This window comes from Acinetobacter sp. D009 (genome assembly GCF_038562025.1).
GTDB lineage: Bacteria > Pseudomonadota > Gammaproteobacteria > Pseudomonadales > Moraxellaceae > Acinetobacter > Acinetobacter pittii.
In genome coordinates this window covers 781551-794905 of the sequence record NZ_CP151886.1, presented here as the reverse complement: position 1 = coordinate 794905, position 13355 = coordinate 781551, and the positions used below count along the sequence as shown (strand labels likewise).

Genomic DNA, 13355 nt, shown 5'->3' with positions numbered 1-13355 from the left:
GTTAAGTTTTTCTTATGTTAATTTAATGAAAAATCACGTTAAACGTTTTATATATAAAACAAATTTATTGTTTTTCTATTTACCATTTGTTGAAAAATCATTTAATTAAAATATTCATATAACAATTATTAATATCTTAATAAAATAAAATATATTATTAATGATATATATAGAAAAAAAAGGCTTTAGGTAATATTTTACTATTACACTAAAACCTCATTTTTAAATATCTTATAAATTTTAAAACTATTTATATTTAGAAATTATCTGGACTCTCAAATCTTTTTACTTCTTGTAACTTATTCGGGTCATGCATTGTCGCAATTCCATCCTCAGTTTTTTGGTCTACAAGAATATCTGGATTATAAACGGTGATTGTTTCTCTACCCAGCGCATCCTCTCCCACAATATACTGAAAACCTCTTCGGTTCATCTTATGGCACAACCTTTGATAAAAGCCTTTTAAGCCTTCAGTTTCTTCGTTGGGGTTGTAATAAAAAGCATTCATCACAGCTGGTAAGCCTAGGCCGCACACAATACCTGATAACAATACACTAATAAATGTATATCCAATCAGGATACTACTATAGGGACTTAAGGCGGGAATATTGGCTACTGCCAAAATCAATGCAAGTGAAATTCCTCCTCGTACCCCACCCCAAGATAAAATAGTCAAACTACCATTATAACTTTTCATTTTCCGCATATTCGGGAAAAACGCAAAAGCCATGAAGTTAGCTGCAAAACGAGAGATATGTAGGATAAAGAACGCAACAATACCGCCTAAAATCAGGCTAAAGTTTAGATCAAGAATAAATAACTCTAAGCCAATTAAAGTAAATAAGAATGAGTTAATAATTCCTTCTACAGTGTGCCAGAAATGATTAACTTCTTGAATCTCTCGCTCTTCTCGTATTTCCTTCCATTTGTTTCCAACAATTAAACCGCCAATTACACAAGCAATCGGTGCTGATGCATGCGCAAACAAAGCAACCAAATATGCTCCACTTGCAAGTAAAGCTGTTGTTAAAATCAGGGACTCCATTTCGTGTTTACCACGTAATAGACGCAACACCCCTACCCCAAATGCCCAACCAATCCCGACGGCGACAACAATTTCATAAAGTAGAGCTTCTAATGTCGCTACCAATGAAAAATGTTCACCCTGTAAAACATTAAGCAAAGTCATAAACAATGCAATACACATTGCATCATTAAATAATGATTCACCTTCTAGCTTAACAATTAAATGATGTGGTGCTCGAATCGAACTAAGCACACCTTTAATACCAATTGGGTCTGTTGCTCCTAAAGCCGCACCTAAAAGTAATAGCACCAGAATAGGCACATGATATCCAACCAGTAATTGGAATCCGTAGAGTAAACTGCCAAACAATACGGCACAAAGCACTAAGGCAATCGTTGCCAAAATACTAATTTGTTTCCAATAACTTTTTAGATCTGAAATTTTAAATTTGAGTGCAGAAGAAGTTAGAATAAAACAAATAACACCATTAATTAAAAAATCATAAAAATCGATATGGCGTACTGCTTCTTCAATATTATGAATGTTAATGGTAATAAACTGGTTACCATTTAGTAGGCTGGCACCCCACTGTAGAATAAAGACAAAAATTGCTGAGACTAGAGGAACACCAATCGCCTGTGGAAAGCCTAAAATACGCTTATTAAAGATCGTGGTTGCAATTGATAGTGCAAAAACCACTGTAAACGCTTGTAATAGAAAAAAATTACCCATGAATACCCTTCTTCTGGGTCAACGACCAAATAAGAAAATTTTGCTAGGTCGACCAAACTAAACAAAATGCAGGCATTAATAATGCCATGATCATAAAAAATGAAAATTCGGATGCAAGTTTAACGAATTGATTGAACAATCTATCAATCTGTTAAATTTCTTAACATTATTTATAGTTATGATCTAAAAAAAGATGAGCTTATTAAATTATGTTTAACAAGACTCATCCTATAAAATTTTAAACTGGATTATTAAAAGTATCGCATTGGTTAATATCACCAGTTTTTAAACCAACCTGAAACCAGTGCATTCGCTGTTCACTACTACCATGAGTAAAGCTATCAGGAACAACCTGACCTGTAGAACGCTTCTGTAAATAATCATCTCCAATTTTTTGAGCAGCATCCATCGCTTCCTCAATGTCACCTTGCTCTAAAAATTGAGTTCGCTGTTGATTATGACTCGCCCAAATACCCGCTAAACAGTCAGCTTGTAATTCTTGACGAACAGATAATTGGTTACCTTCTCTTTGACTGATTTGTGCACGAGCTTGCTGGACTTGTGACGAAATACCCAGCAAGGTTTGAACATGGTGCCCTACTTCATGTGCAACCACATAAGCTTGTGCAAAATCCCCGGCTTGATCTTCCCTAGAAAGTTCAGTTTGGTTCTGCTCACCAGAAATTCCCATTTGCTGACGCATATCTTTAAAGAATTCTGTATCGATATAAACCTTTTGATCTGCAGGACAATAAAATGGCCCCATCGCAGATTGAGCTGTGCCACATCCTGACTGAATCATTCCACTAAATAAAACTAATTTAGGTGGTGTATAGCTTTTACCTAACTGTTTAAATATAGGAGTCCAGACGTCCTCTGTATCAGCCAAAACCGTTCCAACAAAATCCGAGGCTTCTTTTTGCTCGGCCGTTAAACTTTCTGGCGCAGTTGCATTTGATTGTTGTGAAGCAGTAACTTGCTGCGTTGCTTGATAAGCCTGCTGTGGGTCAACACCAAAGAACTTCCACGCAACAAATGCAACAACCAAACCAATAATACTGATACCGCCTGCTCTAACACCGCCACCACCTCGACGGTCCTCAACATTGCTACTAATTCGTCGACCTTTCCAGCGCATAATTTCCCTCTTCTTTTTAGAATGGCATCATGAACCTGATGCTTTTTTAGGCCACATTTTTTGTATTAAGCTCACAATTAATAGAACAATTGCACCTGCAATAAGTCCTATTCCAAAGTTAATCAATGTTGGTGTTAAAGCACCAATAATATTACCCACTGCTGGTATTGTTTCTACATGATCTACTGTGTCTTCAGTTAAGTGATGAAGTAATGGAATCGTATGATTAATAATCCCGCCACCCACTAAAAACATTGCAATAGTGCCCACGATTGAAAGTAATTTCATCAAAATAGGAGCAAAAGCTAATAGGCCTCGACCTATAGTTTGTTTAAATGAGGTCGACTGTTCTGTTAAATATAATCCCAAATCATCAATCTTAACAATCATACCAACTAGGCCATAAACGCCGATTGTCATCACAACTGCAATAACACTTAAAACGCTTACCTTGGTCATTAAAGTAGCCGTAGCAACTGTACCGAGCGTAATCACCACGATCTCAGCCGATAAAATAAAATCAGTTCTTACTGCTCCTTTTATTTTTTCTTTTTCAAAAGTTGCTAAATCTAATTCTTCAGTTTCAAGCTCTGCTTTTGCTTCCTCTGATGTAGAAGCTTTTTTATGCATAATGGTATGAAGAACTTTCTCTACTCCCTCATAACATAAAAATAACCCCCCGAGCATTAATAGCGGGTTAATAAGCCAAGGTGCAATTACACTAATTAACAATGCTAAAGGAACTAAAATAAGCTTATTAACAAATGAGCCTTTAGCCACCTTCCAAACAATAGGTAGTTCGCGATCTGCGCGCACACCTGTTACTTGCTGAGCATTTAAGGCCAAATCGTCACCTAAAACTCCGGCAGTTTTCTTGGCTGCCATTTTGCTCATTAAAGCAACATCATCTAAAATTGTTGCTATATCATCTAGTAATAAAAGTAAGCCACTCGCCATTTCTTATCCAAGTTTGTATTTATTAAGGCTATTGTAAGATGATTTTTTTGAATTTCTGTAATTTTACTGAATAAATTCACAATATTATTTTAAGAAAAGTTTCCCCAATCGCTGACGAAAAAAATTTATTTCCCGTACAATAATGCCAATCTTTTATATTACAGGGCTTACTACCCCTGATTAAGCCAATACGATAGTGGAATAAATAATGAGTAATGTTGATCAGCGTCCAATTATTTTGACAGGCGACCGCCCAACCGGACAACTTCATCTTGGGCACTTTGTCGGTTCTTTGCGTTCTCGTGTAGGTTTACAGGATAGCCATCATCAACATCTCTTATTAGCAGATGCACAAGCATTAACAGATAATGCAGATAATCCAGATAAAGTTCGTCGTAATATTCTAGAAGTTGCTCTAGATTATTTAGCTGTAGGCATTGATCCAACAAAAACTACCATTTGTGTTCAATCTTGCTTACCAGCACTCAATGAACTCACAATGCTTTATCTTAACTTTGTGACAGTTGCGCGTTTAGAACGTAACCCGACCATTAAATCTGAAATTCAAATGCGTGGTTTCGAACGTGACATTCCAGCTGGTTTTCTCTGCTACCCTGTTGCACAAGCGGCTGACATTACTGCTTTCAAAGCAACTGTGGTTCCAGTGGGTGAAGATCAGATTCCAATGATTGAACAAACGAATGAAATCGTACGTCGAGTAAATCGCCAAATCGGTCAAGATCTTTTGCCTGAATGTAAAGCTTTGCTTTCTAATATGGCACGTCTACCTGGTTTTGATGGTAAAGCGAAAATGTCTAAATCATTAGGCAATACCATCGTTTTAAATGCTTCTGATAAAGACATTAAAAAAGCTGTTAATGCGATGTACACCGATCCAAATCACCTTCGTATTGAAGATCCAGGTCAAGTTGAAGGCAATATCGTATTTACTTATTTAGATGCATTTGATTCAAATAAAGAAGAAGTTGAAGAATTAAAAGCTCACTATCGTCGCGGTGGTCTTGGTGACGGTACGGTTAAAAAACGTCTTGAAGGTGTCTTAAAAGAGTTAATTACACCTATTCGTGAACGTCGCGAAGAACTTGCTAAAGATCCTGACTATATTATGGATGTTTTACGTCAAGGTACAGATAAATGCCGTCTTATTACTCAACAGACTTTAGACGAAGTTAAAGATGGTTTAGGTTTATTTAAATTTTAATCCTTTTTGAAAACTAAAAGCCCTTCGGGGCTTTTTTATTTATTAGATTCAATAATATTCATTTTTTAGAATTACTAATGTATTGATAGCTATTCACAGGCTTTTACCCTATTAACGTGAAGTAACACTTATTAACGCTAATAGCGATGAAGAATATCTTAACTTTATCTATTATCCTCTATGTAGGTTACATCATATGAGCCTCACGACATTTCTCCTTAAACCGAAACTGTTTTTACAGATTCGTTGTTCTACGCAATGATCACCCCAATCATTGCGTATTTTTTTGCCTAAAAATTTTATTTATGAATTAGCTATACTTATAAAAACTCTTATTTTTCTTTAATAAATAAAAAAACACCGCATCATTTTTCAGATGCGGTGCTTTTTAAGATTCAGCGTAAAGCGATTAAGCTAAACCTTTCTCTTTTAAAACTTGCAACATAGTTGAACCAAGCTCAGCTGGGCTACGAGTGTAAGCCATACCTGCTTTTTCAAATGCAGCGAATTTTTCTTCAGCAGTACCTTGACCACCAGAAATAATCGCACCAGCGTGACCCATACGCTTACCTTTAGGAGCAGTTACACCAGCAATGTAACCTACTACAGGCTTAGTCACGTTAGATTTGATGAATTCAGCAGCTTCTTCTTCCGCTGTACCACCGATCTCACCGATCATGATGATTGCATCAGTATCTGGATCGTCTTGGAACAATTGAAGCGCTTCGATTTGGTTCATACCTGGGATTGGGTCACCACCGATACCGATACAAGTAGACTGACCTAAACCAAGCTTAGTTGTTTGAGCAACAGCTTCATAAGTCAATGTACCTGAACGCGAGATGATACCAATACGACCTGGTTGGTGAATATGACCAGGCATAATACCAATCTTACATTCGCCCGGAGTGATCACGCCTGGACAGTTAGGACCAACTAAACGAGTACCGTTACCGTTAGTTTCTAAATAGCGTTTTGCTTTAAGCATGTCGATTGTTGGAACACCTTCAGTGATCACAACGATTAGGCCAACACCTGAATCAACCGCTTCAACGATTGAGTCTAAAACGAATGGAGCTGGTACATAGATTACAGATGCATCTGCATTTGTTTCACGTACAGCTTCTTTCATTGTGTTGAATACTGGTAAGTCAAGGTGAGTAGTACCACCTTTACCTGGAGTAACACCACCAACAACTTTTGTACCGTAGTCTAAAGCTTGTGCAGAGTGGAAAGTACCGTTTTTACCAGTAAAACCTTGTACCAATACTTTAGTGTCTTTATTAATTAATACGCTCATGATTGATACTCCCCTTACGCTTTAACTGCAGCTACAACTTTTTCTGCGGCATCAGACAAGCCGTTTGCAGAAATTAATTTCAAACCAGATTCATCAAGTAATTTAGCACCTAACTCAGCGTTGTTACCTTCTAAACGAACAACAACTGGAACAGTTACGTTTACTTCTTGAACCGCTGCAATAATTGCTTCAGCAATCATGTCACAACGTACGATACCACCGAAGATGTTGATTAAAACACCTTGTACAGATGTATCAGCAAGGATGATTTTGAACGCTTCGATTACGCGCTCTTTAGTTGCACCGCCACCAACGTCAAGGAAGTTTGCAGGCTGACCACCATAAAGTTTAATGATATCCATAGTTGCCATTGCAAGACCAGCACCGTTAACCATACAACCAATGTTACCTTCTAAAGCAACATAGTTAAGATCAAATTCAGATGCTTTTAATTCACGCTCATTCTCTTGAGATTTGTCACGTAAAGCAGCAACTTTAGGTAAACGGTAAAGCGCGTTAGAGTCGATACCTACTTTCGCGTCTACACATAAAATTTCGCCATTTTCACGAACTGAAAGTGGGTTAATTTCAAATAAAGCAAAATCATTTTCAACAAATGCTTGGTAAGCAGCTGTCATGATTTTTACGAATTGACCGATTTGTTTATCTTTCAAACCTAAAGCAAACGCAACTTCACGTGCTTGGAATGGTTGTAAGCCAACTAATGGATCAACTTCAACTTTGATAATTTTTTCTGGAGTTTCTTCAGCAACTTTCTCGATTTCTACACCACCTTCTGTAGAAGCCATGAAAGTAATACGACGGCTAGAACGGTCTACAACCGCACCTAAGTAAAGCTCACGCTCAACTGGGTATACGTCTTCAGCAACAATAATGCTGTTTACTGGTTGACCATTTGCATCTGTTTGATACGTTACAAGACGAGTACCAATGATATTGTTTGCAAATTCGATAACGTCTTCTTTAGATTTTGCAACTTTAACGCCACCAGCCTTACCACGACCACCAGCATGAACTTGCGCTTTCATTACCGCGAATTTACCACCAAGCTGTTCAAATGCAGCAACTGCTTCGTCTGCATTGGTAGCCAAGATACCTTCTTGTACTGGCATACCATATTCTTTCAATAACGCTTTAGCTTGATACTCATGTAAGTTCATTTAGTTACCTACTTAACTTTGTTTGTTGTCTTCAATTTGCACAACATTCTCATGTTGCATATGCAAATTGCTGTCTACGTCTTTCACCTTGATGCTTTTTTAATCACACCATCGAATGTGAAAAAGAGCGGAGAACCGCTCTTTATTTTATTTACGCTTACGTTGAATCGCGTGAATTGCACGACCATCTACAGCAAGTGCAGCTTCATGAACAACTTCAGAGAATGTTGGATGACCAAATGTCATTAACTGAAGATCTTCAACAGAAGATACAAATTCAAGAGCGATCATACCTTGGTGTACGATATCAGATGCAGCAGGTCCAATAACATGCATACCTAATAAACGGTCAGTTTTTGCATCAGCAACAAACTTAACAAAACCAGCACCTTCACCCGCCGCTAAAGCACGACCATTTACAGCAAAACCGAATTGACCAGTTTTAACTTCATGACCTTTTTCTTTAGCTTGTTCTTCAGTTAAACCAACCCATGCCGCTTCCGGATGTGTATAGATAACAGAAATAATTGTGTCATAGTTCACTTGAGCTGCATGACCGTGAATACGTTCAACAGCCATTACACCTTCTTCCATTGCTTTATGAGCAAGCATTGGACCACGAACCAAGTCACCAATCGCGTATACACCTTCTACAGAAGTTGCACAGTGATCATTTACTTCAACTAGACCGCGTTCAGTCAATTTAATGCCTGAATCATCTGCCAATAAACCTTCTGCATAAGCTTTACGGCCTACACAAACGATTAATTTGTCAAAAGTCTGAGTTTTTTCTTCGCCGCCTTGAGTGTATTTAACAGTCACTTCACGACCATTAATTTCAGTACCAGAAACTTTAGCACCGATACGAATATCAAGACCTTGCTTAGTTAAAAGTTTTTGGTAGTCTTTTGCCAAAGCTTTATCAGCCATTGGTAAGAATGCATCCATTGCTTCAAAAACAACAACTTCAGCACCAAGACGACGCCAAACAGAACCAAGCTCTAAACCGATTACGCCTGCACCAATTACACCTAAACGCTTAGGTACTTCTGGGAAGTTCAATGCACCAGTTGAATCAACAATAATATCTTGATCTACAGGAGCTACTGGAATATTTACAGGCACAGAACCAGACGCAAGAATAACGTATTTAGGTTCTAAAACTTGAGTTTCACCTTCATGAGAAACGAACTCAACTTTTTTACCAGCAAGTAATTTACCAGTACCTTTTAACCATTCAATGCCATTGCCTTTAAGCAATTGATCGATACCACCAGTTAATTGGTCAACAATTTTGTCTTTACGAGCAAGAAGCTTAGCAAGATCAAAATTCACTTCACCTGTAGTGATACCGTGATCAGCTAAGTGATGTACTGTATCTTCGTAACGGTGAGAAGAGTCAAGTAATGCTTTAGAAGGAATACAACCTACATTTAAGCATGTACCACCTAAAGATGGCTTACCGTTGTGAATACGTTTTTCGATACAAGCGACTTTAAAACCTAGTTGAGCAGCGCGAATCGCAGCTTCATAACCACCAGGACCACCGCCAATAACAACAAGATCAAATTGTTGAGACATTGTTTATCTCCATGGTCCGAGATAGAGGATCACTCTACCTCGGTAATATTATTCGAAGAAATTAAAGATCAAGGATGAGTTTAGCTGGCTCTTCTAACAATTCTTTGATTGCTACCAGGAAACCTACAGCTTCTTTACCATCGATCATACGGTGGTCATAAGAAAGTGCTAAATACATCATTGGCAAGATTTCAACTTGACCATTTACAGCCATAGGACGCTCTTGGATTTTGTGCATACCCAAGATACCAGTTTGTGGCTGATTCAAAATTGGAGTTGAAAGTAATGAACCGAAAGTACCACCGTTAGTGATTGTGAAAGTACCACCAGTCATTTCTTCGATAGATAATTTACCATCACGTGCTTTAGCAGCATATGCACCAATACCAGATTCAACTTCTGCATAGCTCATACGATCAGTATCACGTAATACTGGTACAACAAGACCACGATCAGAAGATACTGCAACACCGATGTCGTAGTAACCGTGATAAACGATATCGTCGCCATCAATTGAAGCGTTTACAGCTGGGTAGCGTTTAAGCGCTTCAGTTGCTGCTTTAACGAAGAATGACATGAAGCCTAAACGAGCGCCATGACGTTTTTCAAAAGCATCTTTATATTGCTTACGCAATTCCATGATTGGCTTCATGTTAACTTCGTTGAATGTAGTTAACATTGCAGTTTCTTGAGTTGCAGCAAGAAGACGCTCAGCTACACGTTTACGTAAACGAGTCATTGGAACACGTTTTTCGATACGCTCACCAACAGCCACACTTAACGGAGTAACGTTAGCAGCTGGTTTAGCTTGATGGTTTGCAACATCTTCTTTAGTGATACGACCACCACGACCAGTACCTTGTACGTCAGCAGCAGCAATACCAGATTCAGTTAATGCTTTACGAACTGCAGGAGCTTGATCAGATACAGTTTCTGTACGCTCAACAACAGGCGCTGCACCAGCTTGAGTTTGAGCAACTGCTTGCTCTACTGCTGCAGGAGCAGCCGCTGCTGCACCAGCACCAGCTTCAAATTGAGCAATAACTTCGTCAGAAAGAACTGTATCGCCTTCATCTTTAATGATTGCAACTAAGCTACCATCAGCAGGAGCAACAACTTCTAAAACAACTTTGTCGGTTTCAATATCACAGATTACTTCATCACGTGATACAGGTTCACCCACCTTTTTATGCCAAGTTGCGATGGTGCCATCTGCAACAGACTCTGGGAATACCGGTGCTTTAATTTCGGTTGCCATTATTGAGAATCTCCTGATTGTTCAGCTTCGATTGCCAATGCATCATTAATTAGCTGAGCTTGTTGTTTTGCATGCAAGTACGGTGAGCCACAAGCTGGTGCAGCAGAAGCTTCACGACCTGCAAAACTGATACGGATTTGTTTGCCAGATTTTAAGATATCGTCATATAAACGCGGTGCAATAAATAACCATGCGCCTTGGTTCTTCGGCTCTTCTTGTGCCCAAACGAGTTCTTTCACATTTGGATAAGCAGCCAAGATTTCCGCAAGACGTTGCTCTGGATATGGATACAACTGTTCAATACGTACAATTGCGACATTAGTTAAGTTTTGTTCACGACGTTTTTCAAGTAAGTCGTAATAAACTTTACCGCCACAAAGTACAAGACGAGTTACATCTGACTTGTTAATTTGATCGATTTCGTCAATTACAGTTTGGAACGAACCATTTGCAAGCTCTTCTAAAGTAGAAGTAGCAAGTTTATGACGAAGTAAAGATTTCGGTGACATTACAATCAATGGCTTACGAATTGGGCGTACAGCTTGACGACGTAATGCATGGAAAATCTGTGCAGGTGTCGTTGGAGTGATCACTTGCATGTTGTCTTCAGCACATAACTGTAAGAAACGTTCTAAACGAGCTGATGAGTGTTCTGGGCCTTGACCTTCGAAACCGTGTGGTAACAACATTGTTAAACCACAAACACGTTCCCACTTAGTCTCACCAGAAGCAATAAACTGGTCAATCACAACTTGAGCACAGTTTACGAAGTCACCAAATTGTGCTTCCCAAATAATCAAGCTCTTAGGAATTGTAGTTGCGTAACCATATTCGAATGCAAGAACTGCTTCTTCAGATAAAAGAGAGTCATAAATCGCAAAACGTGGTTGGTTCTCTTTCACATGACAAAGTGGAATGTAAGTTGAACCATCAGCTTGGTTATGCAATTTCGCATGACGGTGTGAGAAGGTACCACGACCCACATCTTCACCAGTAATACGAACTAGATAATCTTCATCTAATAAAGTTGCATAAGCTAAAGTTTCTGCTGCACCCCAGTTTAATGGAGTTTCACCAGTTTGCATTTTTACGCGGTCTTCAATTACTTTTTGAACCTGACGCTGCATTACAAACCCTTCAGGAAGTTTGCTCATGCCCTCGCCTAATTCTTTTAAGCGATTTAAGTCAAATGAAGTATCCCAATCGTCTGTGTAGTCATGGCCCAAATATGGCGTCCAATCAACAAACATTTTGGTATTTGGTTCAAGAATCAATGCATTTGCTACATGATTACCCGCTTCTAAATCAGAACGGTAATCTTCAACCATTTGGTCTGCTTCAGCACGATCAAGTACTTTCTCTTGAACAAGTTGATCAGCATAAAGTGTACGAGTAGTCGCTTTCTTCGCAATTACTTGATACATCAATGGCTGTGTACCAGATGGCTCATCTGCTTCGTTATGGCCACGACGACGATAACAGAACAAATCGATAACAACATCTTTACGGAATTCGTGACGGAAATCATGTGCTAATTGAGTAGCAAAGATAACAGCTTCAGGATCATCGCCATTTACATGGAAAATTGGCGCCTGAATCATTTTAGCAACGTCTGTACAGTATTCTGTAGAACGTGCGTCACGAGGATCAGAAGTTGTGAAACCTACTTGGTTGTTCACAATAATATGAACTGTACCGCCAACCGTATAGCCACGAGTTTGTGACATCTGGAAGGTTTCCATGTTCACGCCCTGACCTGCAAATGCCGCATCACCATGAACAATAACTGGTAAAACGTCATCACCGCCAATGTCTCTACGACGTACTTGACGTGCACGTACAGAACCTTCAACTACAGGACCAACAATTTCCAAGTGAGATGGGTTAAATGCTAATGCCAAGTGAACTTCGCCACCTGGAGTCATTACATTACTTGAGAAACCTTGGTGGTATTTAACGTCGCCAGAACCTTTTTTATGAATTGATTTACCTTCGAACTCACCAAATAAGTCCGCAGGGTTTTTACCCATAATATTCACAAGAAGGTTTAAACGGCCACGGTGTGGCATACCGATAACAACTTCTTTACAACCTACAGCACCAGCACGCTGAATAATCTCGTTTACCATCGGAATAAAAGATTCGCCGCCTTCAACACCAAAGCGTTTAGCACCGACGTATTTATTACCAAGATATTTTTCAAGACCTTCAGCAGCAGTTAAACGCTCTAAGAAGCCTTTCTTTTGATCATTTGTGTAATTGAATTTACCACGGGCACTTTCAAGACGTTGTTGAATCCAACGTTTTTCTTTTGTGTCCACGATATGCATGTATTCAACACCGATCGAACCACAATAGATTGCTTCCATTGCTTCAATCATTTCAGCAAGCGTTGCTTCGCTTTTGCCGATTTCAAGATTGCCGGTATTGAATACAGTGTCTAAATCTGATTTGGTTAAACCGTGAGCTGAAAGATCTAAATCTGGAATCTCTTCACGCTTAGCAAGACCTAATGGATCTAATTTAGCTTTTTGATGTCCGCGATTACGATAAGCAGCAATAAGTTGTAAAACGCCAATTTGACGACGCTCATGCTCAGTACTTACAGTACTTTGTACAACAGGTTGAACACGATTAGCATTACGTCCTAGTAATAGGAATTGCTCACGCACAGCGCTGTGTGGTTGGTCACCCTTTGGATATTTATCGAAATATTGGCGCCAGTCCTCAGCTACAGAGGTTGGGGAAGTCAGGTACTGCTCGTAAAGTTCTTCAATATACGCTGCACTATCAGCGGAAAGTTCAGTGTCAAGACGCAATGCGTCAGCAACTTCTTGCATTTGTGGACCCATTTCCTATTGCAAAAAATATTACAGGCTGCCTTTTAAGCACACCCATGATGCATAATGCCAAATTGGTAAAAAAGGCATTACTTACCCAACAGGTCTCTAAGACCATG

At 39.0% G+C, this 13355-nt stretch carries 9 protein-coding genes; 1 reads left to right on the top strand and 8 read right to left on the bottom strand.

Annotation, left to right across the window (positions count from 1 at the left end; translation table 11 throughout):
• Positions 1–256: 256 nt before the first annotated feature.
• From AAC388_RS03880 to AAC388_RS03870, 3 genes are all read right to left on the bottom strand, one after another.
• Positions 257–1759, bottom strand: a complete 1503-nt coding sequence (locus tag AAC388_RS03880) for a cation:proton antiporter (RefSeq protein ID WP_005064573.1) — start codon at positions 1757–1759, stop codon at positions 257–259.
• Positions 1760–1997: 238 nt separating this feature from the next.
• On the bottom strand, positions 1998–2897 hold the full coding sequence (locus AAC388_RS03875) for a neutral zinc metallopeptidase (RefSeq protein ID WP_342371216.1): 900 nt from the start codon (positions 2895–2897) through the stop codon (positions 1998–2000).
• Between the two features lie 27 nt (positions 2898–2924).
• Positions 2925–3854 (bottom strand): DUF808 domain-containing protein, encoded by a 930-nt coding sequence (locus tag AAC388_RS03870; protein WP_262522285.1) that lies wholly within the window; start codon positions 3852–3854, stop codon positions 2925–2927.
• Between the two features lie 208 nt (positions 3855–4062).
• Between AAC388_RS03870 and trpS the strand changes: the two genes are divergently transcribed.
• The gene (gene trpS, locus AAC388_RS03865; RefSeq protein WP_005072927.1) at positions 4063–5076 is read left to right on the top strand and encodes a tryptophan--tRNA ligase; all 1014 of its coding nucleotides are present in this window, start codon (positions 4063–4065) and stop codon (positions 5074–5076) included.
• A 409-nt stretch (positions 5077–5485) separates the two neighbouring features.
• Here trpS and sucD read toward each other — a convergent pair whose 3' ends face one another.
• From sucD to AAC388_RS03840, 5 genes are all read right to left on the bottom strand, one after another.
• Entirely contained in the window at positions 5486–6376 is an 891-nt protein-coding gene (gene sucD, locus AAC388_RS03860) for a succinate--CoA ligase subunit alpha (RefSeq protein WP_000114637.1), read from the bottom strand.
• A gap of 14 nt (positions 6377–6390) precedes the next feature.
• Entirely contained in the window at positions 6391–7557 is a 1167-nt protein-coding gene (sucC, locus tag AAC388_RS03855) for an ADP-forming succinate--CoA ligase subunit beta (RefSeq protein ID WP_001048573.1), read from the bottom strand.
• A gap of 147 nt (positions 7558–7704) precedes the next feature.
• The gene (gene lpdA, locus AAC388_RS03850) at positions 7705–9138 is read right to left on the bottom strand and encodes a dihydrolipoyl dehydrogenase (RefSeq protein WP_002116053.1); all 1434 of its coding nucleotides are present in this window, start codon (positions 9136–9138) and stop codon (positions 7705–7707) included.
• Positions 9139–9199: 61 nt separating this feature from the next.
• On the bottom strand, positions 9200–10396 hold the full coding sequence (odhB, locus tag AAC388_RS03845) for a 2-oxoglutarate dehydrogenase complex dihydrolipoyllysine-residue succinyltransferase (protein ID WP_005064561.1): 1197 nt from the start codon (positions 10394–10396) through the stop codon (positions 9200–9202).
• Positions 10396–13236 carry a 2-oxoglutarate dehydrogenase E1 component gene (locus tag AAC388_RS03840; RefSeq protein ID WP_039763331.1) on the bottom strand — a complete coding sequence of 947 codons (2841 nt, stop codon included), beginning with the start codon at positions 13234–13236 and terminating at the stop codon, positions 10396–10398. Before AAC388_RS03840 ends, odhB begins: the two co-directional genes overlap by 1 nt.
• Positions 13237–13355: the final 119 nt, after the last annotated feature.

Excerpts from the sequence above, each read along its gene's own strand:
- sucC (WP_001048573.1), bottom strand. The coding sequence starts at position 7,557 with ATGAACTTACATGAGTATCAAGCTAAAGCGTTATTGAAAGAATATGGT.
- AAC388_RS03875 (WP_342371216.1), bottom strand. The coding sequence starts at position 2,897 with ATGCGCTGGAAAGGTCGACGAATTAGTAGCAATGTTGAGGACCGTCGA.
- odhB (WP_005064561.1), bottom strand. The coding sequence starts at position 10,396 with ATGGCAACCGAAATTAAAGCACCGGTATTCCCAGAGTCTGTTGCAGAT.
- lpdA (WP_002116053.1), bottom strand. The coding sequence starts at position 9,138 with ATGTCTCAACAATTTGATCTTGTTGTTATTGGCGGTGGTCCTGGTGGT.
- trpS (WP_005072927.1), top strand. The coding sequence starts at position 4,063 with ATGAGTAATGTTGATCAGCGTCCAATTATTTTGACAGGCGACCGCCCA.
- AAC388_RS03840 (WP_039763331.1), bottom strand. The coding sequence starts at position 13,236 with ATGCAAGAAGTTGCTGACGCATTGCGTCTTGACACTGAACTTTCCGCT.
- sucD (WP_000114637.1), bottom strand. The coding sequence starts at position 6,376 with ATGAGCGTATTAATTAATAAAGACACTAAAGTATTGGTACAAGGTTTT.
- AAC388_RS03870 (WP_262522285.1), bottom strand. The coding sequence starts at position 3,854 with ATGGCGAGTGGCTTACTTTTATTACTAGATGATATAGCAACAATTTTA.
- AAC388_RS03880 (WP_005064573.1), bottom strand. The coding sequence starts at position 1,759 with ATGGGTAATTTTTTTCTATTACAAGCGTTTACAGTGGTTTTTGCACTA.